Source organism: Roseinatronobacter sp. S2, from assembly GCF_029581395.1.
Taxonomy (GTDB): Bacteria; Pseudomonadota; Alphaproteobacteria; order Rhodobacterales; family Rhodobacteraceae; genus Roseinatronobacter.
On the sequence record NZ_CP121117.1, the window covers coordinates 131,243 to 156,078 of the forward strand.

Genomic DNA, 24,836 nt, shown 5'->3' on the forward strand with positions numbered 1-24,836 from the left:
TGCGGTGCAATGCTCGCATTCGGGATGAGGAACCATGTCTGCAACAACCATTCTCAACACAGCCCCCCTGGGGGCGCTGATCCGCTATACTGACCACACCCCCAAACCGCCTGCGCGCTTCACCCGCAAGCTCGCGGCCTGGGAGCGTTCCAACGGTGTCGGGCGTCTGGTCAAGAAAGAGCCGCCCCGCGTCTACGCGACCTGGACCGCGCCCACGAGTTTTACACTGCATGAGGGGAATTTCGCCTCGGACGGGGTGATCCTCGTCACCATCATGCGCAGCCATTCGGCCGAGAGCCAGCTTACATTCGAAGTGGCGGAGGAGCCCAAGCCGGGGCAGGTGCGTGTGCTTCTGGATTTCGGTGGCAACACGGAACTGCTGCATATGGCGGAATCCATCATCGCCGCCGAGCTGTGGATCGCCAAGGAAGGCTATAGCAATGCCCGCCTCGAGATCGTCAGCGAGGACAGCGATGGGGCAGGGGGCGTGGATCGCGCCGCCTGAGACGTTCACAAAACCCGAGGGGTCCGCAGGTGCGGGCCTCTCCCACAAGACAACCTGTCGCAATGGCTCATAGGCAAATGCGCGCCAGAGGTGCCATCCCCAAGGAAGACATCCACAACCATATCCGGTCAGCAAGGCTGGCAAAAACGCATGCATCTTCGGGACAAGAGGCTCCTGCCGTCAAGGCCCCATCCCCCGCTCGCCATGCCCTTCCTTGGCCCAAATCCAGTCCTCGAGATCAACCCGCAAGGGGTCGGACTACGGGCAAGCCCGTGCCGCCGGCCGGATTCGGAGCAAGTCCGTACGCACCCGGTGATGTCAGCCAGTCTTTGGTCCTTCGGGGTCCTGTCGCGCGGGGGATGGTCCCTCGCCTCCAAAGACAGGAACCAAACAGATGTCCCGCAAAGATGCATACGCCTTCGCCACTTCACTCGCCGCCACGCTGATGGTCTCGATCGTCGTCTTCCAGGCTGGGGATGGCACCTATGGCGCGGTCCCCGCCGATGACATCGACGGCGACGAAGTCGCTCTCGTGGAAGAGATCAACCCTTGGGAGTAATCCCCACGGGTTTTGCGAAAGCCCCGGGCATGGCGCATGGCGCCCCCGGGCCCATCGCTGTCCCGCGCCTAAACGCGGGCGGGACATAAGGGGCCAATGTGATTGGCCGTGCGATCCAGGAGGCGATTTGTAAGCGTTCGCTACGGATCACCGAGCTTTCAGCTTGACGGCTTGAAGTTCCATGGCAGCAGGTCGTCGATGCGGTTCTGGGGATGACTGTTCGCGATAGCGGTTAGGGTTGCCTTGAGATAGGGGTTTTGGATTGAGGGACGAAGGCTCCTGTGCAACCTGCGCCGAAGGATCGGACACCACGACTGGCGCAAAACACGGGCTGTCATCATCCCGTACAGCCGGTAATACAAGCTTTCCACACCGTGCCTGACCACGCCATTCCGAAAGGTGATTGGGCCGAATGCCATATCTCTGCGCAACCGCATTCACCGTAGCCCCTGGCTCCAGCGTCTCTGCCACAATCCGCGCTTTCACCTCATCTGGCCATCGCCGCTGACCATTAGAGCGTATATCCACCCCATAGTCCTTGAGAAACTCCACCGTAGTCGCCATCGCGAAACTCCATCCAGATTTCAATCAGGCCGGAGATCGCAGCTCAGGGCAAAGACTGGAAGGTGGCGCTCAGAATACGCTTACGGCGATTTGCACGCCGCGCGCCGACAAAACGTAGCGCGCCGTTTCGGATGCGCTTCAAAAAGCAGTCAGTCGATCTGATCGCGCGCGGCTTGTTGCTGCGGCTCGAGCTGAGATGCGCGATCCGCCCACGCCCGGCTGGGCCGACGACGTGCCCGGCCCATAACGGACAGTCGATACGGGAAGATGCCGCACGGCGGCATTCTCGGAAGCGGCCTGTCAGTCAGCTCTGCAGAAAATACCGAACTTGTGCGGTGGATGCCACGATCACTGCGGAGCGGTAGTTGGCGTTTCCAGCCAGTAGATACAGCGCTGCCGAGCCCGGACTATTTAGCACGGGTGGGGGCGATTGCTGCGCGGCGCGGCACGCTAGGTATGCGCAAGATACCCCATGGCAGCGGAGTAGGACGTACCCTCGCCGCTGCGGGGCTGGCGCTACAGCGGGAAGATCGGCCAGAGAGATACTACCTCACCCCCTGCTGTTAATCGCGGTTGGCGTATGCAACAAAAGCAGGTGACGACCACTCGTGCCGTGCGGTATTGATCGATCCGATAAACATCTGGAAAGCTGCATGTGTGACCAACCCGCCGAAACCAAGAAGCCTGACGCTATCAAAGCTCATTGTCCGACTTGCGATGCAGAGCGGAAATGCAATCTACATGGCCATGTATATAAAGCATGGTCCTGGGAAGACCGTGAAGGACGTCATTCTATGAATGGTGGAGTGGAGCATTCGCTTTTGGAGTGTCGAGGCTGCGAAACCGTGTTCTACCTGAGCGATGCGTGGGACTCAGAAAGCATGGACTATTATTACGGCCCTAACGGGGAAACGATGGTCGAAGCAGAGCGTGACAAGCGCACTTATCCGTCGCCGGCAAGCCAAACCAAGCCCATCTGGTTCGACGCAATTGGGAAGACCGACGCTCAGCTACAAAGCATACTAAACGAGATGTATGTCGCCTATGATCACGGCGCCAATATTCTCACTGCCGTTGGCCTGAGAACCGCATTAGATCGAGCTACCGAGGTTATAGGCATCGATCCAGCAATGACCTTCGAGGAGAAGCTGACTGAATTGAAGAACGGCGGTTGGATCGGTGCTACAGAGCACGACATTCTGGACGTGATAACAAATGCCGGGAATGCTGCCGCTCATCGAGGCTGGTCGCCGAGCAAGGAGGACGTAGGAAAATTGCTGACGGCGATGGAAGCATTCTTGCACCGCGCATTCATAGTCGGACAGGACGCTCTGGCCATTAAGGCCAATATCCCACCCAAACCGAAGCGCAAGAAAGCAACGAAGGGAAAACCGTGAAGGTTATGAAAGACATTTTTTCTATCGCTGTAGCGTGGCACAGTGGAGGCATCACCTCCTCGCCGGGCGTATGCATCGATAGTGCTGATGAGGTCAGCATGACCTTGGCGAGCACGTGGCCCTGACGTCCGTCGACGCACCAACGCAGCATGGCTGCTCCGAGCCCAAACTGGCCGAGGCTTGCCACGTCGCCTCTGCCAATGGAGTAACGCGCTACGCATTGCGTCCCGGCCCATTGCCGACGGTCGCTTGACGAGGACGCGCACACGCCCCATTGAGCGCAGGTTGTGGTATCCCGCAGCGCTAGTTGCCCTGGAACCGTCACCCCTCGACTGGCCGCCCTCACGGGGACCCTATCAAGCCGTGGACACGCCATTCCCCGATCGCTACGGTGGGGACCGAAGTTAGAGTTCTCAGGATTTTACGATGACCATTTACCCGCAGCCCAAGCCCGATAGCCGTAAGTATCAGGACCTGATCAACGACATCGACAAGGGCATCATCAAAATCCCCAAGTTCCAGCGGGAGTTCGTCTGGCCGATCGAGAAGACCGCGGCGCTGCTCGACTCCATCGTCAAAGGCTACCCGATCGGCACCTTCATCATCTGGAAGACCGATCATCGCATGGGTGACGTCAAGGACATCGGGAACATCCCCCTGCCCGCGACACCGAAGGACCGGCAGGTCGAATACGTCCTGGACGGTCAGCAGCGGATGACGTCGCTCTTCGCCGCGTTTCGGGGGGCGAAGATCCAGCGTGCGAACTCGCGCAAGGAAACGGACTTCTCGGAGATTTACGTTGATCTTGCATCAGACCTTGCCGACGACGACCAGATCGTCATCACCGAGCTGCCGCCCGCGCCACATAAATGCGTCCCCCTGGGCGACATCATCGCCTTCGACTGGAACGTCGGCATGCGCCTTTCCGCCGCAGGGTTTAGTAACGACGACCTCGCGCTTGCGGGCAAAATCAAGGAAGCCTTCACGACTTACGATTTCAGCCTCGTCACGCTAACCCGGAACGACATCGACAGCGCGATCGAGGTCTTCACACGGATCAACACTGGCGGCTCTGTGCTGACCCTCTTCGAGATCATGGTCGCCAAGACCTACGATGAAGAGCGCAAGTTCGACATGCAGGAGCGCTGGAACGCGCTTGAGAAGCGCATGAAGAAGGTAGGCTTCGACGGCGTTTCCCCGTCAACGATCCTCTCGCTGCTCTCTCTGATCCTGAGCAAGACCGGCGAGTGCAAGCGCACGACGATCCTTGGCCTCGACAAGGACGCGATCATTGACGAGTGGGACGCCGTCGTGTCATCGTTGGAGGGGGCCGTTGACTACGTGCGCCGAGCCTACCGCATCCCGGTGTCGTCGCTGCTGCCCTACGACGCCATGCTGGTGCCTCTGGCCTACTTCTTGCACACGAAGAAGAAAGCCCCGTCTGGCAACGAAATCCTGCGCCTGCGCGAGTTCTTCTGGCGTGCTGCACTCACCTCCCGCTACTCGGCGTCGAGCGAGACCATGCTCTCCCAGGACAAGCGGCGGATGGACGAGATCCTCATAGGCGACTTGACCCCGTGGGCGGACCTCCAAAAGCTCGACATCGAAAACGCGCAAGCCCTGATCGAGACCAACTTCTCAACCGGCAACGCGCGCTGCAAGGCGATCCTGTGCCTGCTCGCGCATGAGCAACCTAAGGACTTCGACACGAACGGAACGGTCAGTGTCGACAACGTGTTCCTGAAGACGAGCGCTAGCCGCAACTACCACCACTTCTTCCCTCGTTCGTATCTGACGAAGGCTGGGATCGGGAACGAGAACTCGATCGTCAACATCACGCTCGTCTCGGACCAGCTCAACAAGAATGAGATCCGCGCCCGGGCGCCGAAGGACTACATCATAGCTTTCCAAAAGACGAACCCCCACATGGTGGCCAGCTTAGCGTCGCACATGATCGACCGGCACGGCATGGGCATCGACGAAGACGACTACGGCTTGTTCCTCGCACAGCGCGGCGAGAAGATCTGGGCCATGATCGAGGAGCGGGTAAACCCGGTCTTTGCCACCGAGGAAGCTGACGCTAGCGCCTCCTGATGCAAGATTTCAAGCCTCCAAGCTGGATGCCTCGGCGAACTTCTCGCCATCGCCAAGCTGAGCTCCCTTGGCCTCGCTGCCTACGCGAGCATAGAGGGCGCACCCAGCCACGACGTGATCGTCGTGGTCGAAGGGATGGCGAAATCCGTCGAAGTGAAGACGCGCCAACAGTGGGCACGCGGGACCGAACCGCCGGAAGAGCGATGCTTATAACGGAGGATACTCGCGATCAGTGTACCTAGTTCGCGCTGAACAATCCTCTCACACGGCTTCTGGTGTAACTTTATTGACTGTGCGCTGCCAAATGGCGGCGAGTATGGCCGCGATGAAGAGCGCCAAGATTGCCCTCAGGTGGGCCAGTATCTTGCGGATATTGTGGCCGCAGGCGCAGAGCACAGCAAAGATCGCATCGCCCTCCGTGCCCTTCAGCGGGCAACGTGTCAGTCGACCATCTGTTTTCATGTGTCCGATCTCGGCCTCAATGGCGCTGCGCCGTCGCAACAGTTTTGCCAGCATGGGCGTGATACTTTTGCGCATGCCGCTGATCAGCACGCGGGTGCGGGTTACGCCATGCCCACGATAGCCGCGATCGACCACCGCCAGTGAGGGGCGAATGTCAGTCAGAACTTCGACCTGATCCAGCGCATCCGCCAGCGTGTGACCGTCATATGGGTTTCCGGGCATTGAGCGGGCACCGACAATGAAGCCTTCGTTGATGGTGGCTGCGACCGAGACCTTGGTGCCGAATTCGTAGCGCACGCGGGCCTTGCCCTTGGAAATGCAATCGACCTCGGCCTCGTGCAGGCTGTAGATCTTGTTCTTGTCCTTCGGCTTCTGGGCCAACAACCGCCCGGTCAGCACCAACGCATCGCAGATCTTCTCGCGCAGCGCTCCGGCCGGAATGCCGCTCAGATAACGGCGCAAGTCGCGCATGACCCGACCGGTGTAGCCTTTCAGCGTTTTCAGTGCCTTGCGCATACGCTTGAATTGCTTCGCATGGGCATATCGGCCAACCTGCAGCGCCAGGCGCGGGGCAAGGCGGGCATAGCTCTGGCGCAGTTCGACACCCGCCTGTTGGGCCAGTGCCACCAGCTTCTGGCGGGCGCGTTCATAGAGCCGCGCATCGGTCGGATAAGCAATGTTCTTTTCCATCACGACCGAGACCCGCTCAATGCTTTTGTCAGTTACAGCCCCAGAGACACGTCCCGCCTCTATGGTCTTCGTGAGCAGCCATTCCGCGCCCTCTTCACCAATGCGGTTACGCCAGCGCGTGAGCGAGGACGGGTCGATGGGCGGGCGGTGCTGAAAGAACACCTCGCCGCAGAAATGCTGGTAATAGGGGTTCTCTACCCAACGCGCGACCACAGCCTCGTCCGACAGCTTGTAGGCGTGCTGGAGATAGAGAAGCCCTGCAACGAGGCGTGAGGGCGTGGCGGGCCTGCCCGCCTCGGACGGGAAGAACCCCGCCCATTCGCGCTCGAAGAAATCCCAGTCGATCAGCGCGGCCAGTTTCACCAGCTCATGGCGCATGTCGATGATTTCGACCAGACGCGCGCGAAACAGATCGTCTTGCTCTGGCCCCTTCGGTTTCGCCTTCATCGCCTACCCCGAAATTGCAAGGTTTCGGACGAAATCATACAAAACCCTGCAATCAAAGGCGACAGAAAATGCATATTTCCTGTACTAAATCAGCGTGTTGGGAGTTGTTCAGGGCGAACTACCTATTGCCCTTGGCGTCCAAGCGCGCCAATGTTGCGAAGCAGCTTCGTCCTTGGGCTCCGAGTTACATGCCGCGGCGCAGAATGGAGGCAGAGCAAGTCTGGGATAGCCTCAATTCCGCGCCAGTTAGGCCCGGCCCAAAGCTGCCACGTGACACAATGTCACGTGGCAGCGGTTGCAGCCTCAATAGCCGTCATTCGCCGCATCTGCAAGTTTTGTGGCTGGCTACCTTGCACATTCAGCGTGCATTGGGGGCAGTCCGGCTACGCTCTGAAGCCCCCATTGCAAAACCAATCACTTTGGGACGCTGCTTCATATAACGCGCCATCCCAGGAATTGAGGCTTACGTCTGCACAACTTAGGCTCCTTTCGAGCAAATCCGCGCTGACAACATCAGCTCCCGCGGCTTCGTAAATGTTGGATAGAGAACGTCGGATGTTTTGTAGTTGTCGACCGGCTTGGGAGGCATAGAGCCTCGCCAGCTTTAGCCTCTCAAAGTGCCTCCTGACCCTTGCCGACGTGGCGTCGTCCCATTGTTCCGGCGGGTCGACATGGAAAGTCGCTCCGGGCGGCGAACCCTCCAAGATTGCGGCATAGAGCCAGCGATCGGCCGTGAGGTCGTCATAGTAAGCGTGTAGGAACTGTGTCTCAGGCGAGTTTGGCCCGGAGGTCCCCTTGTTGTGGTTGCAGTCCTTGCAGCACGGGATGAGGTTGAGCGGTGTGAGTGCAAGTGCAGGGTGTTGCGCTTTAGGCAGGGAATGGTCCAGCGTGGAAACCGGTAGATGTCCGCAGAATGGGCACTGTCCGTGTGCGGCAGCCATCATAATCTTGTCGTAGATTTCCCTGCCACGACTCTTTTGTCGCGCTAGGTGACGGTCATATAGCTGCTCCATCTCCTTTGCTGTGGCATTGCCATTGGCTCCGGCAAGGGTATTTGCCCCAACGACAAGGTGGAGCTCAGTCGCTGTAGCTCTGGCATCGAACTCAGTTTCGGCTTGTTCGATCTGCTCTCGAATGCCTTCGAGTCGCGCCTTCTTGGCAGCATCCGCGATCCCTTGGACGCATATTTCAAAGATATCGAGTGCTGTGAATTCCGGCCGGGGTACAGTCCACATGTGTCAACCTTCTTGCTCTCGCACGGCGATGAGCGAACGGACGATGCCTCTTGCTTCGTCTGACCTGCCACTGAACTTTCATCCAGCCGGGACCGGAGCCCTTTGGGTTGATACGCCGATTGGCGCAGGTGGAGCAACCGACATCCGCGCGGAGCTTTCAGATGGCGCAGCGCGGGTGTCGGTTGCGGTGGTGAGGTGTTCCGCGAATTCCATTGGCGTCTGATAGCCAAGCGCCGAATGCGGGCGTGTTTCGTTGAAGTCGGTGGCCCAGGCCCGGATCACGGCGCGGGCATGGGCCATGTTGCGGAACATGGTCTCGTTCAGGAGCTCGTCGCGCATGCGCCCGTTGAAACTTTCCACGAAGCCGTTCTGCATGGGCTTACCCGGCGCGATGTAATGCCATTCGATCTTGCGCTCCGTGGCAAAGGTTAAGATTGCGTTACTGGTTAGTTCGGTGCCGTTATCGCTGACGATCATGCCAGGCTTTCCGCGCCGTTCGATCAGTGCCGCCAGTTCCCGCGCAACACGCCGCCCGGAGATCGATGTATCCGGGATGGCTGCCAGACATTCCCGAGTCACGTCGTCGACCACGTTCAGGATGCGGAACCGTCGGCCACAGGCAAGCTGGTCATGGACGAAATCCAGCGACCAGCGCGCATTGGGCCGTGCTTCGACCAAGATCGGGGCGCGTGTTCCTACTGCTTTGCGCCGAGCCCGGCGTTTGCGCACCGTGAGCCCTTCTTCTCGATACAGCCGGTAGATGCGGTTGATCCCTGACGGCTCGCCATCGCGGCGCAGCAACACGAACAGACGCCGATAGCCAAACCGGCGGCGCTCATTGGCCAGATCCCGCAGCCGCCGGCGCAACTCGGTTTCGCACGGCCTTCTGGACTGGTAGCGGATCATCTTGCGATCCGCCCCGACAAGGCGGCAGGCCCGCCGCTCCGACAGGCCCAGCTTGGCCTGCAGATGCGCGACAGCTTCGCGCTTCACGGCGGGCCCTACCATTTTTTTGACAGCAGTTCCTTCATCGCCGCCGCGTCCAGCATCTGCTCGGCCAAGAGCTTCTTCAGCTTTGCGTTCTCGTCCTCGAGCGCCTTCAGCCGTTTGGCGTCCGAAACCGTCATCCCGCCAAACTTCGCCTTCCACGCATAAAAGGTGCCTTCCGACATGCCGTGCTTGCGGCAAAGATCGGCACACTTTGCGCCCGCCTCATGCTCGGTCAGAATGCTGATGATCTGTTCTTCCGTGTATCTCGTTCGCTTCATTGTCCGTCCCTTCCTTGGGTCGGACTCTAATTCCAAATGGAGGAAAAATCCCGTGGCAGGTCACGTCACCTAGCTGACCATTGAAGCGTGCGAGGACTTCTTCATATGTGAGGTCGTCGCGAACGGAGTCGCTCAACATCTTGTGAAAGCCGGAGTTTGTAACTTCGAGGCCAAATATCTCTTGGGTAAGTGTTCCGACATTCTCGCCAAAGGTTTCAGCGTTTGGCCGTTCAATGCGCTTCTCACGGCCGCTTCTCCATATCCTCCAGACACATGTTTTGGGAACCTCCTGGAGGATCACTGGCGAGTGGGTGGCAATGATCGCCACTCCGTTTCGGTTGATAAGAAGATCAGACAATGAGCGAATGAACGCGGAAAGCAATGGCGGATGAAGATGAGCTTCCGGTTCGTCAAGCAATACCAGGGAGCGTTCTTCAAGCGCCTCCACAAGTCGGGTTATGGTTAGCACAACGATCTTGTGGCCAGAACTAAGCTTTGAATAGAGCTGTCTTGCATTTTTGCGGAGTTGATTGAATGCTTCGCGGGGCTCGTTCTCAGCTTTCAACTCTTCGAATGTTTCGATCAGTTTCCATATTTCCGCTTGCTTGAAGATGGGATCGGATTCCAACAAGGACAAAGCACGCCGCCACCGCTCCTGCTTCGATGTCTGAGTGAGGATCAATTGCACAGACTTCCCGAAATCTGCGGCAAGGTCATCCGTAGATTTTGGTGGCTTTTTCGTACCATCTTCGTTTTGTCCAATATGTTTAAGGCCAATATATTGATAGCGAACGCGGGATAGTTTGTTCTTAGGGGTGGATAGCGGCTCGAACGGGTCGAAAGCGCTGAAAGTCACGGCAATGATGTTTGAGAAGTTTTCGGCTTCTTCGAGGCCAAACTCGTCAATTTCGTCCCAGTGGAAGTCTCCAAACTTACCTTCTTCGGGGCGGACAAGGGCGTTTGTCATTTGCTCAACGGTATATGTCTTACCGACATTATTGCGGCCGATGAGGACATGAACGTTGGTTGGGGGGTAGGATTCCGGATGCACTGCGAATTTATAGGTCGGCGGTACGTTATTTGGGCCCCATGGGGGAGGCGTATAGGAGAATGCATATTCTGTCAGGCGCGCGCCGCCTTGCGCCATTCTCCGGTACTGACCTCTTACCGATTGATCTGACACAGATCGCAGAAGCGAGACGCCAGTTACTTTTTCGTCCAATGCACGTTCGAAGAGTTCGGCATCGCGTGCAACGTCTCTCATCGCCTCTAGGAAAACATCTCGAAAGGAGTCCCCGAGTTCATTGACCTTCTGATAGTAACTATCATCTTGTCCAAGCGAGAAGAATTTCTCTTCGAGTTCATTGAACTCGTCAGGGATATTTGGCCGTCGCTGGTCGGCGACCATCTCAAACTCACCTATCTTAACTTCGCCAATGCGGTGTTTTTCTCCGGCTTTGTCGAAGTAAAACACTACGTACATCGTGCTATAGGTGAACCAGTCATCCCAGCCGTCGGTCAGCAGGAAGACCTTGTTTGTGTGCCCTTCCGGCAAATTTTCACGGTGCGGAATGACTTGAAAATCCATGATTTAACGATGCTAGCAGGTCAAAGGTCGTTGTCCAGCGGTAAAGATGAATTCGGGAGACCCCGTCGGATTGGGCTATCGTGAACCAATGCCACTTCTCGGCTGGGCCATCTGGCGACCCGCCGCAGGCATCCAGCGCGGCAGAGCGCTGAACAGCCCTAGCGCCGGCCTCCAGCGCATCTTTCTACAGACAAGTGCTTGTCCATCTTCATTTTCTTCGCGTGGCAGGCCGCCTGGTCGCCAGACAGAAAGTCTGGTTCCTTCGTCGGTTAAGGCTTTGGCAGAGAATTGCGTATGGTGTGGGTTCGATTTATGACCTTGCGGGTCCGAGGGTGGTGATGCTCGAAGATCACATGCGGGATCGGTGTGCCGTCACGTATATGCGCAACGAGGTCATCCTTTTTAAACCACCGACCTAGCGCACATGCCCAATCGCGACCACTCATCAGCCAGACATCTTCGGCTCCGAAATCAAAGGCAACAATCACACCCAGATCTGCCCACTCCTGAAGTAACCGGGCATCATATACCGAAAAGCGGTCTATGGCGGGCTCTCCCGAACACGGCGCGGATCTGTAACGAAACAACTCGTCAAACTGCCTCCTATCCGTTGGGCGCCGCTCACCGCTGACCACCCAAAGCATCGGCGCGTGGAACTCCGTTCGCTTCAAAGCCTCCTCTGGCTTTATGTACGAGTATTGAAACTCGACAACCAACCCATGTGGCGTCCTAACGTCTGCTATGTGTAACTCGCCGCGATCATCTCGAGCTGACCTCTCCTGCCACTCCTTGGGGAATCGGTCTTTCCAAGATCGGTGCCATTCAGTCTCAGGCTCCCACCAGTGATCGCAGTGGCGCTGGCCCTTGTGTGCCCAATGCCAGACCTTCTTGGTGCCGCACTTCGCGGTTAACTCAGCGCTACACCCAGGGCACAAACCAACGGCACCGGGGGTGGCCTCAACCCGATGCTCGTTATGGACTGCAAACCTCATGATGCGACAATAAGATATCGATGGTTCATCGCCAAGTGATGCTTGCGGTTCGAAACTTCGGGAAAAGTTCGGACGAGCATATCGCGAACCCTCTAACCCCCGTTCCTTCCCGGTGGATGATTAGATTGGGCAGACCAATTCGAAGGGGCAAGAGGGTACCCTTATCCACAGCACCGCCCAAGATATTGTGTTTTGGCATTCTTGTGAAAGGCTCAATCAAGCTCGAGGTTGGCAACGCTAGCAAATCCGACTTTCGTACAGCCTGCGGAGAAAGTCCACCCGCCCTCTATGCTAAATACACCTCTCCTCAAATCGGCGGTGCTGCGCGCTCTGTGACCAACTGACGGGCTGTGACCCTTTCGCGGTGGATCATATATAGGCCCGCACCGATGATGATAGTTATGCCAGTCAGGGTCAGCGCATTGGGGAAATCTTGGAATACGAGATAGCCCAAAAGAGTCGCCACCGGCAGTTCCAGATATTGGAGTGGTGCGAGCGTGGCAGAGGGCGCGAGTGACAATGCATAGGTCATCATCATATGGCTGACGGCTGCGAAACACCCCACGCCAAACAGCCAGAGCCATGCAATTCCTTCAGGCCAAACCAAATCCAGAAGCTCTGTCCCGCTGCCCTGCGCCAGTAGCAGCACAGGTAAGCAAAGCAGGCTGGCGATGAAGCCGGTGTGGAATTGCAGTGTCACCGGATGCATCCGCCGTGACAGCCCGCGCGTTACCAGAATGTAAAAAGCAAAGCCTATAGCTGTGCCAAGGGGAAACAGCGCCACTGCGCCGAAGGCCGCGAAACTGGGCTGAATTACGAACAAGACACCCACAAAACCACCCATCGCTGCGCCGACACGGCGGGGGCCAACATCCTCGCCCAGATAGAACTTACCGACCAAAAGCACAATGAACGGAGCCACGAAGACGATCGCGAGCGCATCGGCCAGGGGCATGACGCGGATCGCGGCGATGAAGCAGAAGGTCGCGACAAGCAAAAGCGCTGCGCGAAACACCAACGCCAACCATTGCGCCCGCGCCACGTGCAGGGATAGCCCCATGATCCAGACAAAAGGCGCCATCAAAGCGCATTGCACGATGAAGCGCGCGGCAGTGATTTGACCCACGGGCACAGTGGCCGATGCCAGCTTGGCTGCCACATCGAGCATGGGCGCGGTAATGCAAAAACCCAACATCAAGGCGACACCGGCGAGGATGCGGTCAGTCGAGGGCGTGTAAGGCTGGGCTGTGCTCATAATGCATGCATAGCGATGTCGACCCATCGGGGTCTATTCAATTTGCGACGCTTGTCAGCGCATCGCGTCGTTCCCCGTGGGGCCAGCGACCGGCGGCTATCTCAGATTTCTGCGGATGCGATGCCGCGGCGTCACAGGCTGCTCCCCGCCCTCCACGTCGGTCTTGCGCCGGATATCTGCGCAAAATCTGCATCCCATTTAGACCGACGGCACTCGGTTGCTGCGCCACGCCTGAGCGGCCGCTTTGCTGAAATATGGCAATGGTGAGCTGCCGCCGGGATGTCCGCCGCGGCTCATCAAACGATTTCCAAGTCCTCTGCGGCTTTGCCCGCTGACTGCGCCTCCAAAAACCACTGCGGTTTGCGCCCCCGACCGGACCAGGTGAGCGCCGGGTTCTCAGGGTGTCGGTATTTCGCAGGCACCGGCGCACGCACGGTTTTCGTTGCCGCGCCCATCAGTTCTGCCAGCGAATAGCCCAGCTCTCTGGCGAAGGCTTCCACCTTGGCGCGGGCCTCTGCCTTTTGTCGGTCCTCGTAGGTGGAAATCGACTTGGCGATGTCGTTCATGCAATTTGCGCAGTTCCGCGAGCGACAGCGCCTCGAGATCGAAATCAGCCATGCGATGCTTTCCGTGTCCTGAATGATCCCGCAAGGTAGCCTGTATCGGCAGGACCCCGCAACTCCCTGACTGCTGGGGCAGGGGGGGCGGTTGGGCATGATCGGTATCGACCGCCAGTGCAGTGCCGGGCTCGGGTTCTGACAGGCCATGTTTGCCAGATGACAGGGTCTGGCATTGGCTTCCCCCGTGTCGCTCTGTCTGCTGGCCCATCCCTTCGACTGACAATCCCCTAATCCCGTTCGGGCTCTCGCGCGCAACCCCGCGTCAGACCGGGCCGTGTTGGCCGCCTGTGGCGTCCTGCCCGCGCCACCCCGGTCCTCTGGAGGTTTCCGGCGTCCGTTCCGTCCACCGTGCACGCGTCGCCCGACGGGCTTTTTCCGGGTCTTGTCGAAGGGACGGTCCCGAAGACAGGACACAGAAGGAAGCTACCCATGCAGAACATCGTCATCCTCGCTGGCAACATTGGCCAAAAACCCGAAACCCGCACCACCCAAGGTGGCACCAACATCACCAACTTCAGCCTCGCCACCTCCCGCCCCCGCCTCTCGGAAGGTCGCGTGCTGCGCGACGAGAACGGCTACCGGGTCATGGACACGGAATGGCACCGCATCACCTGCTTCAACGGTCTCGGCAAGACGGTCGCGGAGCACTGCGAAAAGGGCATGAAAGTCCTCGTCCACGGCCGCATCCACTACACGAAATGGATCGACAGCATGGGGAACGACCGCTACGGCTGCGAGATCATCGCCGAGAAGGTCGATTTCCTCAGCCGCCCGAAATCGGCCGAGAGTGAAAACCCCGAGCTGGTCGACAAAGACGACGAGATCCCGTTCTGAAAAGAACGGGGTCTCCCCCTCGGGCCCGGCGGGGAAACCCGCCGGGTTCGCTGCACTGCCGCAAGGCAGGTTGGAGCCCAGACTCACAGATGCTGCATTATTCTCGGATGTCCGCTTTCAAGCGTGAACTAAAACCGTTCAACGCTTTTTGGTTTTGAACGAGGTTTGTTGCGGCATCAAATGAGGGTTTTTGCGGTGTTAAAGCGGGAAACTCCCAAATTCAGCTCACCCGCAGGATATTTGATCATCCAGAATGTCAAGGGTATTAGAAGAGGGGGTTCAGAGAGAAAGCGACCTAATCGCAGGCATCACATAGCGCGGCTTCATAACCGTCAGGAATCTTCCGCCCAAGCGGGTTACCGCAATTGATGCAGGTATCGCCGCTCACGGAAGAAATTTCGGCATCTTCATCGCCTCGCTTCTTGCGGCGGCGATCCTCGTGCCATGCAGCACGTTCTTTGTCTGTAAAGCCAATATTCTTTGTCATAAGTATCTCTCCTGCCGTGCCAACTGAAGCGTTTGGGTGCGCGCTTAAATCTATCAATTTTCGCCTTTTCAATTCAAATCATAATTTGCCTATGCGGCAGAAATTGGCCTTTATTGTTTACTTGGGAGATTTTTCGATGACACAATGACGTTTCCCAAAAAACCACTATTTTTCGAACTTTTGACCGAACCGGACATTGGCGCAGATGCAGCGAATGTCCGGAAGGTCCGCATAACTGCCCCTCACATCCGCGTTGTAGAGTCAGAGAAGGGCTGGTTGCTTTCGCGACGGGTTGAGGGCTGGGAGAGTGGCTTCCAGCGCCTGTCACGGAGGAATACCGATGGGTGTTGTGGAAGTAATGGATCCGGTTCGGCCGACGCGGGCAGGTGGCTGGAAAGTGGATGTAAGCCGGGGCGAGCGGAACGGGCGTGTGTCGTCCGAATGGTTCAACCGGCCTGATGACGAGCGGTATCTGTCGCTCGACGATCTCTGGGCCGATGTGAAGGGTCGGTCCGAGCGCAGCCGCAGCCGGGTGGTGCAGACGGCAGACATCCGGGTCGAGGCCGCGCGCGATAACCCCGAGCGGTTGCATCTGATGCTGCCAACAGCGCAAGAGCCGGTCGCGCCCACGCACTGGGCCTTCGGCCAGCTGGCCAGCATTGTCGGCGCCCCGGCGTCATATCTGCGGCAGCTGCCAGCGCCACTGGCGGGGATCAACCTGCAATACGGCCTGACCAACCACCGGGCCGAGCAGGTGAAGACCTTCGAGACCGAAGATGGCCGCACCGAACTGCGCGCGGTGACCGGTCCGGACTATGGCCGCATCCATGACCACGAGCTGGTCGAGGCGGTTCAGCGCATTGCGGGCAATGGCACGGGGGATACGCGCTGGAAGGTGCCGGGTGTGCTCGACTGGTCGACCGGGGTCTACAACCCCGATGTCGAGATCAGCCGCGACACGACCACGCTCTATGCCTCGGACCGTGACGTCTTCCTGTTCCTGGTCGATGATCGCAACCCGATCGAGGCAGGCAAGCTGCCCGACGGCTCCCCCGATCTCTACTTCCGGGGCTTTTACTGCTGGAACTCCGAAGTTGGTGCCAAGACCCTCGGCATGGCAAGTTTCTACCTGCGAGCAGTGTGTCAAAACCGCAACCTCTGGGGCGTCGAAGATTTTCAGGAAATCCGCATCCGGCATTCGAAATATGCCGCCTCGCGCTTCGCGCATGAGGCTGCCCCGGCGTTGACGCGGTTTGCCAATTCCTCGCCGCAAGGGTTTGTGAACGGGATCAAGGCCGCGCGGCAGCAGATCGTGGCACGCACGGATGAGGATCGTGCGGATTTCCTGCGCAAGCGCGGTTTCTCAAAGGCCGAATCCGGCAAGATTATCGAGAAAGTGCTGATGGAAGAGGAGCGCCCGCCCGAGTCGATCTTCGATTTCGTGCAGGGCATCACGCGGCTGGCGCGCGACAAGACCCAGCAGGATGCCCGCCTCGACATGGAAGGGCGCGCCAAGAAGCTGCTCGACCGGGTCGGCTGACGCGATCCTTCTGAACGTGGCCGCGCAAGGCAACGGGCGGCCACGTCCGTTTCACGTTCTGCATGGCTATCCACATCAACGCCGCCGCCCCCCTTCGAGGCAGAGGGCGGCGGTTTGGTCTTTGACGGTTTCAAGCGGGGAGAGAGGCTTTCCGCGCCGTCGGAGATATCAGCCATGTTCGACTTGCCCCTGCCGATCCACCCGACCCCTCGCCCGAGCGGCCCCGCGCCACACAGCCCAAATGGCTCCGCTGACCCCAGCCGCCCCTTCGCCCTGACAGTCTCAAACCCTTTGCCCGCTGCTCAGATGTCGGGCCGGGCCGCGCCCATGGTCCTTGCGCGTTTCAAGACGCTGGCGGAGGCCATGCAGGGCGCGACCGATCATGCCGAGGACATGGCCCCCGATGCTTCCCCGCAGATGATTGCCATTCTGGACCGCGACGCGCGTCTGGTGCTCGCGGGTGCGGCCAGCGAGAGCGCAGTGGCCTGGTGCCATCCGGTGACCAGTGCCGCCGAGGCGCGCTCCGTGGTGCATGAGGCAAGCCAGCTGCGCGCCCAGGCGGGCCGTGCCGCCGATTGGCGCGAGGCTGATCTGGCAGAACGCCTGCGCCAGCGTGCCGATCTGCTGGATGCGCGTCTGGTCGATCCGCTCTGGTGCGGATTTGCCGCCCGCGCGCTGCAACTGGCAGCCTGAAGAGACAGAGGCGGGCAGGGCAGAGATGCGCCTTGCGGGGGGGAGAGGAAAGATCGCCCCGCGACGCGCATGTCCCCAGGCTGTTTCAAGGAGAGAACGATGCGCCAGAATTCCCCGACATTACCCGCTCCGCTGCCCCCAGCCCGCACGGATTTTCACGGGCTGCAGGCCCGGCATGCCGAGGCCGAGGCCCGCCTGGCCGCGCTGATGGCCGCCAATATGACCCGGCTTTATGATCATCTGACCCGTGCCGGCATCACCCATGTCATGGTCAGCTTTCACTGTGATCATGACATCTGCTTGATCACCGGCCTCACCGCCTGGGCGGATGATGTGGAACGCCCCTGTCCCGATGTGACCATCCCCTATGTTGCGCTGGACCAGCCCGGGCCCGCGCCCCGCAATCTGGCGCTCAGGCACGCGATTACGCGCATCGCCTGCGATGTGCTGCAGGATTTGCGCGCGGCATCCGGCACGACCCGCGCTGCAGATGGCAGCTTTTGCTTCGACGCCGCCGCGCGCGCGAACCTGCTCGATTACACTCCGTGCGATGCGATGGCTCCCTCCGGTCAGTTGCAAGCCTGCTCCGCCAGTTATGCGCGGCGGCCGTGGTGATGGACCCGTTCTATGCACGCCTCGGGGTAAGCCCTCAGGACAGGCCCTGCACTGTGCTGCGCGCCACGATCCGGGCGCTGCATCCCAGCCTGCGGCGCATGCGCGGGCTTCGCGTCGCGCGCCAGCGGTTTTACCGCGCCATGCTGGCCAGCCATGCGCGCCTGCAGACAAAGGCTAACCCAGTGGGCGCGGACTGACGCTGCCGCCCCTGATCACCCCAACTCATCACACCCCACGCCCGGCCTTTGGTCGGGCCTTTTCTTATGGAGACCCCAATGGCGGATTATTTCACCCGTTTCTCGTGCCTGCTGGACGTTGGCAGCCCCGACAAGGCTGTGCGTGCGCTCGAGCTGTTCCGGGAACTGCACGCTGCGGATCACGACGCAGACGACCCGGAGGTCGCAGGCCTCACACTCGTGCGTCAGGACGCGCCCGAGGGCAGCATCCTCTGGATCTATGACGACGAACACGGCGACCCTGAGGCGGTCATCCGTTTCGTGCTGCGCCTTGCGCACGACCTCGATCTCACCGGCCTCTGGGGGTTTACCTATGCTGTGACCTGCTCCCGGCCCCGCCTCGACGCATTCGGCGGTGGTGCGCATGTCATCGACCTTGGCGCGCGCAAATCGATTGGTGCCACCAGCACGCAAGACTGGCTGACAGCCGCACTGAACGGGGAGGACCCCCATGCCTGAGGTGATTTGCACCACCGTCTACCAGTTCCCCGAACTCTCGGATGTGGCCAAGGAAAAAGCGCGCAGCTGGTATTGCGAATTGGGCCCCCATGATGACTGGTGGGACGCGGTCTATGAGGATTTTGAGCAGGTCTGCGAGATCCTCGGCGTCCGCCTGAAAACCACCCCCGTCCGCCTGATGGGCGGCGGCACGCGCCAAAAACCCTGCATCTGGTTCTCAGGTTTCTGGAGCCAGGGCGATGGCGCCTGTCTGGAAGGGTTTTACAGCCACGCCAAGGGCGCGACCGCGCGCATCCGCGCCTATGCGCCCAAGGACGCAAGCTTGCACAGCATAGCCGACCGGCTGCAGGCCATTCAACGGCGGAACTTCTACCAGCTTGCCGCCGAGATCAGCCATCGGGGCCGCCATTACCACGAATACAGCATGTCGGTGGACGTCACCCGTGACAGCCCGACCTGGCAGCTGCCGACCGAGGATGCCGAGGAAACCGTGGTTGAAGCAATCCGCGATCTGGCCCGCTGGCTCTATCGTCAGCTTCAGTCTGAGTACGACCACCTCACCTCGGATGAGGCCGTCGAGGAGGGCATTATCGCCAATGAATACACGTTCACGGAAACGGGGCGGCGGTTCGGGTGACACATGGACCGGCTCAACCCATCTCTTGCGGAATATCCAGAATGTATGTATATTCTGCACAAATGGAGACCCAGATCATGCATGAGCTTCCCGAGTTCAAAGCTGCCGACCTGACGCGGCACACAAGCGACCTGTTTGACGCGGCCATTCGGTCGCCGATCGCGATCACCAAGCATCGCAAGCCGAAATTCGTGCTGATGAGCATGGACCAGTACCAGCAGCTCGCTCGGGGGGCCACGCAACAGGCTCACATGATCGACGAGATGCCAGAGGATCTCAAGGCGCTGATGATAGAAGGGCTCGAGCGGGACTTGACGCGGGCGGATGACTAAGCCGGCTGCTGGAGAAGTTTTTCGCTATCCGTTCCTGTGGAAACGCGAACAGATGGCGGGCGAGACCGAGGGCCGCAAGACGCGGCCTGTCTGTATCGCCGTCACTGTCGCCAAGTCCGATAGCGAGACCGTGGTGTTCATCTTGCCGATCACCACGCAGCCGCCCTTGGCCTCGCGCAAATTCATCGAGGTGCCACAGATCGAGTCGCAGCGCGTTGGGTTAGAGACCCATGTTCGCAAATGGGTCATGCTGGACGAGATCAACACCGATATTCTAGAGCGGTCCTACGTCTGGGAGGACCGCACGCCCATCGGCACGTTCAGTTCCGTCTTCACATCCAGGATACAGTCCAGCCTGATCGCGCTTGCCAGGTCGGGCGGAGCATCCGTTGTCGATCGGCTGAAGTAATCTCGATCAACGCAGGGTCTGCCTACCCTCACCTGTTCCCTTCGATCCATTTCGACATCAGCCCCTTGTCGCGAAAGCATTCATCCGGCACGGCGCGGCGTTTGGTGCGGGCGAGGCGTTCGGCGAAGGCGACCTGTTTGGACGAGGGCAGGCTGTCGAGCGCTGTGGCGGGTGCCATTCTGGCTTGCGTGTCGATCCAGGCACTGAGTGCGCGGCGATCCTGCTGCACCTCCCAAGGCAGAAGCGTCTGGTTGCGCAGGGCCAGCGCGCGCGCATAGGCGATCTGCTTGGGCGTTGCGGGCAGGGCGAATGTGGTCTCTTCCATCGGGGCGGTTTCCCTTGCTGGCGTGTTTTTCAACATAGAACATAACACGAACAAATGCAAGCCGCCTATCGTCATGACAGGGGTTTTGAGAGCTTGAGGAGGGATGGGGAAGAACAGGTTTGAGCCTGCCTGAGAGAGGGGGCCTCGACCTGATCCTGACCCTTATTCTGGAGTTTTCCCATGACGCATCTTTCCCCTGTCACGCCCGCACAGGTGCCGGCTTTGCCGATCCACGCAGCTGCCCCCGCCGCGGCACCTGAAACGACCACCCCCGACACGGCGCTCACGATCCTCGCTGTGGCCGAAGCGCTGCAGCCTGATCTGGCCCAAGGTTTCCAGATCGATGCGCTGCGCCTACGCGTAGAAATGGAGCGCGCCTTTGGCGGCTCCGATGCGACCGGCGCCTGGGATTGGAAGCTCGCCTATGAGGCTGGCGAGGCAGCGCTGGTCCTGTTCCTGCGGAAATTCGGCCGCGCGCTTCTGGCCCGGGCGGGTTCACCAGCCGCGCTGCTGCCCATCCTTGCCAAGGTGGCGGGCCTCTTGCCCACGCACACCCGCCGCTCGGAAGAAATGGAGCGGTTCCAGCAGTTCAGTACACCGCTGCCGATGGGACTGGCGGCGCTGGCCGCCGCGCAGATCACGCCGCGTGATCTGGTCCTTGAGCCTTCGGCCGGGACCGGGCTTCTGGCGATTCTGGCCGAGATCACGGGCGGCAGCCTCGCGCTGAACGAGCTGGCCGACACCCGCGCCGATCTTCTGCGTCGCCTGTTTCCAGGGCGTCCGGTCACCAGTTTCGACGCGGCGCAGATCGACGATCATCTGGACGCGGGTGTTCGACCGAGCGTCATCCTGATGAACCCGCCATTCTCGGCAGTGGCCAATGTCGACGCCCGCACCACCGAGGCGACAGCCCGGCATTTGCGCTCGGCCCTTGCGCGCCTGGCCCCCGGCGGACGGCTGGTCGCCATCACAGGGGCTGGTTTCGCGCCCGAAGCCCCGGCCTGGGCTGACACTTTCACCCGCCTCACTGAGTCCGCGCATCTGGTCTTCACTGGTGCAGTTTCGGGCGCTGCCTTCGCCAAGCACGGCACCAGCTTCGAGACGCGGGTTTCGGTCTTCGACAAATGCCGCGGTGGCGAGGCGTGCGGCATCACCGCCGAGCTGGCGCGCCCGATATCGCCTGATGTCGCCAGCCTGCTGTCGCTGATCACCGCTTATGTCCCCCCACGCCTCGCGCTGGCGCAGGTCGCACCAGCCGGGCAGGGCCACACTTCCCCCTTCCCGGGAAATCCTGCCCGCCCCACGCGCACGGCCATCAGCACATCGCGCGCGACCCCTGCGGCCCAGCCCCACCAATCCAGTGCACAAATCGAGGCTGAAGATCTGGCCTATACGCAGCGCGATGCGACTGAGGACGATGCCAGTGCGCGCCTGTCGGATGCCATTTATGAAACCTTCCGGCTGCAGGCGATCGACATCCCCGGCGCGGCACCGCACCCGACGAAGTTGGTGCAATCGGCGGCGATGGCCTCGGTCGCGCCCCCGAAACCCAGCTACCGCCCCCAGCTGCCCGCCGCCATCCTGCGTGAGGGGCTTCTGTCCGACGCGCAACTCGAGACCGTGATCTACGCGGGCGAAGCGCATTCGGCGTATCTCGCCGGGTCCTGGTGCGTCGATGAAACCGGCGACATGGTCTCGGCCGCGCCCGACGATGCCGCAGACGCCATCCGCTTCCGCCGAGGCTTCTTCCTCGGCGATGGCACGGGTGCAGGCAAGGGCCGCCAGTCGGCCGGAATTGTTCTGGACAACTGGGCGCAGGGCCGCCGCAAGGCGCTCTGGATTTCCAAGAGCGACAAGCTTTTGGAGGATGCGCAGCGCGACTGGTCGGCCCTTGGCCAGGAACGCTTGCTGGTCACACCGCTCTCGCGCTTTGCGCAAGGCAAAGACATCCCGCTCACGGAAGGCATCCTCTTCACCACCTACGCCACACTGCGCTCGGAAGAGCGGGGGGCAAAAAAGTCCCGCGTTGACCAGATCGTCGACTGGTTGGGGGCTGATTTCGACGGGGTGATCCTGTTCGATGAAAGCCATGCCATGGCGAATGCCGCCGGATCGAAGGGCGAGCGCGGTGACACCGAGGCCTCGCAGCAGGGCAGGGCGGGCCTGTGTCTGCAACACAAGCTGCCCAATGCCCGCGTGGTTTATGTCTCGGCCACGGGCGCGACCTCGGTGCACAACCTCGCCTATGCGCAGCGGCTCGGCCTCTGGGGCGGGGAAGACTTTCCGTTTTCGACGCGGGCAGAATTCGTGCAAGCGATTGAGGCGGGTGGCGTAGCTGCGATGGAAGTCCTTGCCCGCGACCTGCGGTCGCTCGGTCTCTACACGGCCCGGTCGCTTTCTTATGACGGCGTCGAATACGAGATGCTGGTTCATGCCCTCAGCCCGGAGCAGCGAAGCATCTATGATGCCTATGCCGGCGCCTTCGCCATCATCCACAATAACCTGGCCGCTGCGATGGAGGCCGCGAATGTCACGGGTGAGAACGGCACGCTGAACCGCCAGGCCAAATCCGCCGCGCGGTCTGCCTTCGAGTCCGCCAAGCAGCGCTTCTTCGGCCATCTCCTCACCTCAATGAAAACCCCCACTTTGATCGCCGCCATCGATGCCGATCTGGCAGCAGGCCATGCGTCGGTCATCCAGATCGTCTCGACCGGCGAGGCGCTGATGGAACGCCGCCTGTCGGACATCCCCACGGATGAATGGAATGACGTCCGCGTTGACATCACGCCGAGGGAGGCGTGCCTCGACTACCTCGCCCATTCCTTCCCGGTGCAGCTGTTTGAGCCCTTCACCGACAGCGAGGGCAACCTGTCTTCGCGGCCTGTCACGCGCGATGGCCAGCCGGTGGAATGCCGCGAGGCGGTGCGACGACGCGATGCGCTGATCGAGCATCTGGCAAGCCTGCCGCCCGTGCCCGGCGCGCTCGACCAGATCGTCCAGCGCTTCGGCACCGATCTAGTGGCGGAAGTGACGGGCCGGTCGCGGCGCATCGTGCGCAAAGGCGCTGGTCCTGCGGCGCGCCTTGTCGTGGAAAGCCGGGCAGGATCTGCCAATCTCGCGGAAACCGCCGCCTTCATGGATGACCAGAAGCGTATCCTGATCTTCTCAGACGCCGGTGGCACGGGGCGTAGCTATCACGCCGATCTTGGCGCCAAGAACCAGCGCCTGCGGGTGCATTACCTCTTGGAACCGGGCTGGAAGGCCGATGCTGCGATCCAGGGCCTTGGCCGCACCAACCGCACCAATCAGGCGCAACCGCCACTGTTCCGGCCTGTGGCCACCGATGTGAAAGCAGAAAAGCGTTTTCTCTCCACCATCGCGCGCCGCCTCGACACGCTGGGGGCCATCACGCGCGGCCAGCGCCAGACAGGCGGGCAGGGGCTCTTCCGGCCGGAAGACAACCTCGAGTCGCCCTATGCCCGCGACGCGCTCCGCCAGCTCTACCGCAAACTGCATCGCGGTGATGTCGCGGGCTGTTCGCTGGAAGCGTTTGAGGATGCGACCGGTCTCAACCTGACCGATGACAACGGTCTCAAGGACAATCTGCCCCCGATCACCACCTTCCTCAATCGGCTGCTGGCGCTGACGATCGATATGCAGGGTGTGCTGTTCACAGCCTTCGAGGAGCTTCTCGACCAGCGCATCGAGGGTGCCATCGCGGCCGGGGTCTATGACCTCGGTCTCGAGACCCTGCGTGCCGAAAGCTTCCGTGTCACGGATGCGCGGGTGATCTACACCCATCCCGGCTCTGGCGCGGAAACCCAGCTTCTCACCATCGCGCAAAAGCAGCGCAACACGCCGCTGTCACTGGCGGATGCGCTGGATTGGCTGGAAGATCCGAAAGCGCGGCTGCTGGTCAACAGCCGTTCAAACCGCGCTGCTGTGCTGGTGCCCGCGACCAGCCTGATGCTTGATGATGGCACCATCGAGCCGCGCCTGCGACTGGTCCGTCCCACCGAGGCCAGTACTGTGCCTGCCAAGATCATGGAGGACACCCACTGGCTCGAGGCTGACCGCGCTGCCTTCACTGCCGCCTGGACTGCGGAACTGGCTGAGGTGCCGGAGTTCTCGGAAACCACGCTGCACATCGTGGCAGGCCTCTTGCTGCCGATCTGGAAGCAGCTCCCCCAGGATGAGACCCGCGTCTACCGACTGCAAACTGACGATGGCCAGCGCATCATCGGCCGCCGGGTCTCGCCCGCCTGGGTCGCAACCACGCTGGCGGAGGATGCACCAAAGCTCACAGCGGCGCAGGTCCATGCCCTTATTCTGGAGGGCAAGACGGTGGTGCGGCTGGCGGAGGGGATGGAGTTGCACCGCTCGCGCGTCATGGGGGTCAACCGGATCGAGCTGTCTGGCTTCACCGAGGCCGCCAAGGACCGGCTCAAGGCGGATGGCTTCTTTTCGGAAATCATCGCCTGGAAGCTGCGGCTGTTCTGCCCGACGGATCCGCGTGGGATTGCGGTGCTGGAGCAGTTGCTTGCGCGCCTGCCCGTCGCTGGCCTACATGCACGCAATGGTTGAAAAAGATGC

At 60.5% G+C, this 24,836-nt stretch carries 23 protein-coding genes and 2 pseudogenes; 14 read left to right on the forward strand and 11 right to left on the reverse strand.

Annotation, left to right across the window (positions count from 1 at the left end; translation table 11 throughout):
- Positions 1-34: 34 nt before the first annotated feature.
- A complete protein-coding gene (locus P8S53_RS20885; protein ID WP_277807432.1) occupies positions 35-505 on the forward strand; it encodes a hypothetical protein in 471 nt (156 codons plus the stop codon).
- Between the two features lie 394 nt (positions 506-899).
- Positions 900-1,064, forward strand: coding sequence for a hypothetical protein (locus P8S53_RS20890; protein WP_170207283.1), 165 nt, complete (start codon positions 900-902; stop codon positions 1,062-1,064).
- Positions 1,065-1,222: 158 nt separating this feature from the next.
- Here the strand turns inward: P8S53_RS20890 and P8S53_RS21500 are convergent, their stop codons facing one another.
- Together P8S53_RS21500 and P8S53_RS21505 are read right to left on the reverse strand one after the other, a co-directional pair.
- Positions 1,223-1,501, reverse strand: coding sequence for a transposase domain-containing protein (locus tag P8S53_RS21500; RefSeq protein ID WP_373418574.1), 279 nt, complete (start codon positions 1,499-1,501; stop codon positions 1,223-1,225).
- Positions 1,470-1,628: pseudogene (locus tag P8S53_RS21505) on the reverse strand (transposase); the annotation flags it as partial. The gene P8S53_RS21500 and the pseudogene P8S53_RS21505, both read right to left, overlap by 32 nt.
- Positions 1,629-2,281: 653 nt before the next feature.
- On the opposite strand from P8S53_RS21505, the gene P8S53_RS20900 reads away from it, so the two are divergent.
- Together P8S53_RS20900 and P8S53_RS20905 are read left to right on the forward strand one after the other, a co-directional pair.
- On the forward strand, positions 2,282-3,025 hold the full coding sequence (locus P8S53_RS20900; protein ID WP_277807434.1) for a DUF4145 domain-containing protein: 744 nt from the start codon (positions 2,282-2,284) through the stop codon (positions 3,023-3,025).
- Between the two features lie 426 nt (positions 3,026-3,451).
- On the forward strand, positions 3,452-5,119 hold the full coding sequence (locus P8S53_RS20905) for a DUF262 domain-containing protein (protein WP_277807435.1): 1,668 nt from the start codon (positions 3,452-3,454) through the stop codon (positions 5,117-5,119).
- Positions 5,120-5,380: 261 nt separating this feature from the next.
- Here P8S53_RS20905 and P8S53_RS20910 read toward each other — a convergent pair whose 3' ends face one another.
- From P8S53_RS20910 to P8S53_RS20935, 7 genes and pseudogenes are all read right to left on the reverse strand, one after another.
- Positions 5,381-6,718, reverse strand: coding sequence for an IS5 family transposase (locus tag P8S53_RS20910; RefSeq protein ID WP_277807436.1), 1,338 nt, complete (start codon positions 6,716-6,718; stop codon positions 5,381-5,383).
- A 383-nt stretch (positions 6,719-7,101) separates the two neighbouring features.
- A complete protein-coding gene (locus P8S53_RS20915; RefSeq protein WP_277807437.1) occupies positions 7,102-7,953 on the reverse strand; it encodes an HNH endonuclease in 852 nt (283 codons plus the stop codon).
- 78 nt (positions 7,954-8,031) lie between these two features.
- Positions 8,032-9,221, reverse strand: a protein-coding gene (locus tag P8S53_RS20920) for an IS3 family transposase (protein WP_277807438.1) whose coding sequence is annotated in 2 segments (ribosomal slippage) — positions 8,032-8,960 and positions 8,960-9,221 — 1,191 coding nt in all. Because the reading frame shifts where the segments join, the coding sequence is not laid out codon by codon here.
- Positions 9,166-10,809 (reverse strand): AAA family ATPase, encoded by a 1,644-nt coding sequence (locus P8S53_RS20925; protein ID WP_277807439.1) that lies wholly within the window; start codon positions 10,807-10,809, stop codon positions 9,166-9,168. The genes P8S53_RS20920 and P8S53_RS20925 overlap by 56 nt, the downstream gene beginning before the upstream one ends.
- A gap of 269 nt (positions 10,810-11,078) precedes the next feature.
- A complete protein-coding gene (locus P8S53_RS21510) occupies positions 11,079-11,801 on the reverse strand; it encodes a competence protein CoiA (protein ID WP_373418564.1) in 723 nt (240 codons plus the stop codon).
- 307 nt (positions 11,802-12,108) lie between these two features.
- Positions 12,109-13,056 (reverse strand): DMT family transporter, encoded by a 948-nt coding sequence (locus P8S53_RS20930; RefSeq protein WP_277807440.1) that lies wholly within the window; start codon positions 13,054-13,056, stop codon positions 12,109-12,111.
- Between the two features lie 296 nt (positions 13,057-13,352).
- A pseudogene (locus P8S53_RS20935) lies at positions 13,353-13,674 on the reverse strand (H-NS family nucleoid-associated regulatory protein).
- A 431-nt stretch (positions 13,675-14,105) separates the two neighbouring features.
- Here P8S53_RS20935 and P8S53_RS20940 point away from each other — a divergent pair.
- A complete protein-coding gene (locus P8S53_RS20940; RefSeq protein WP_277807441.1) occupies positions 14,106-14,510 on the forward strand; it encodes a single-stranded DNA-binding protein in 405 nt (134 codons plus the stop codon).
- Positions 14,511-14,805: 295 nt separating this feature from the next.
- Here P8S53_RS20940 and P8S53_RS20945 read toward each other — a convergent pair whose 3' ends face one another.
- Positions 14,806-14,997, reverse strand: a complete 192-nt coding sequence (locus tag P8S53_RS20945; protein ID WP_277807442.1) for a hypothetical protein — start codon at positions 14,995-14,997, stop codon at positions 14,806-14,808.
- A 340-nt stretch (positions 14,998-15,337) separates the two neighbouring features.
- Between P8S53_RS20945 and P8S53_RS20950 the strand changes: the two genes are divergently transcribed.
- From P8S53_RS20950 to P8S53_RS20985, 8 genes are all read left to right on the forward strand, one after another.
- Positions 15,338-16,537, forward strand: coding sequence for a hypothetical protein (locus tag P8S53_RS20950; protein WP_277807443.1), 1,200 nt, complete (start codon positions 15,338-15,340; stop codon positions 16,535-16,537).
- Between the two features lie 174 nt (positions 16,538-16,711).
- Positions 16,712-17,230, forward strand: coding sequence for a hypothetical protein (locus tag P8S53_RS20955; RefSeq protein ID WP_277807444.1), 519 nt, complete (start codon positions 16,712-16,714; stop codon positions 17,228-17,230).
- Between the two features lie 99 nt (positions 17,231-17,329).
- Positions 17,330-17,845 carry a DUF6878 family protein gene (locus P8S53_RS20960; protein ID WP_277807445.1) on the forward strand — a complete coding sequence of 172 codons (516 nt, stop codon included), beginning with the start codon at positions 17,330-17,332 and terminating at the stop codon, positions 17,843-17,845.
- Positions 17,845-18,042: a hypothetical protein gene (locus P8S53_RS20965; RefSeq protein WP_277807446.1), complete on the forward strand. Its 198-nt coding sequence runs from the start codon at positions 17,845-17,847 to the stop codon at positions 18,040-18,042. Before P8S53_RS20960 ends, P8S53_RS20965 begins: the two co-directional genes overlap by 1 nt.
- A gap of 78 nt (positions 18,043-18,120) precedes the next feature.
- Entirely contained in the window at positions 18,121-18,540 is a 420-nt protein-coding gene (locus P8S53_RS20970) for a hypothetical protein (RefSeq protein WP_277807447.1), read from the forward strand.
- Positions 18,533-19,177: a hypothetical protein gene (locus tag P8S53_RS20975; protein ID WP_277807448.1), complete on the forward strand. Its 645-nt coding sequence runs from the start codon at positions 18,533-18,535 to the stop codon at positions 19,175-19,177. Before P8S53_RS20970 ends, P8S53_RS20975 begins: the two co-directional genes overlap by 8 nt.
- A 62-nt stretch (positions 19,178-19,239) precedes the next feature.
- Positions 19,240-19,509 carry a type II toxin-antitoxin system prevent-host-death family antitoxin gene (locus tag P8S53_RS20980; RefSeq protein WP_306417977.1) on the forward strand — a complete coding sequence of 90 codons (270 nt, stop codon included), beginning with the start codon at positions 19,240-19,242 and terminating at the stop codon, positions 19,507-19,509.
- Positions 19,502-19,918 carry a hypothetical protein gene (locus P8S53_RS20985; protein WP_245771046.1) on the forward strand — a complete coding sequence of 139 codons (417 nt, stop codon included), beginning with the start codon at positions 19,502-19,504 and terminating at the stop codon, positions 19,916-19,918. The genes P8S53_RS20980 and P8S53_RS20985 overlap by 8 nt, the downstream gene beginning before the upstream one ends.
- Before the next feature lie 28 nt (positions 19,919-19,946).
- Here P8S53_RS20985 and P8S53_RS20990 read toward each other — a convergent pair whose 3' ends face one another.
- A complete protein-coding gene (locus P8S53_RS20990) occupies positions 19,947-20,243 on the reverse strand; it encodes a hypothetical protein (RefSeq protein ID WP_277807449.1) in 297 nt (98 codons plus the stop codon).
- Between the two features lie 180 nt (positions 20,244-20,423).
- On the opposite strand from P8S53_RS20990, the gene P8S53_RS20995 reads away from it, so the two are divergent.
- The gene (locus tag P8S53_RS20995) at positions 20,424-24,827 is read left to right on the forward strand and encodes a strawberry notch family protein (protein ID WP_277807450.1); all 4,404 of its coding nucleotides are present in this window, start codon (positions 20,424-20,426) and stop codon (positions 24,825-24,827) included.
- Positions 24,828-24,836 lie beyond the last annotated feature (9 nt).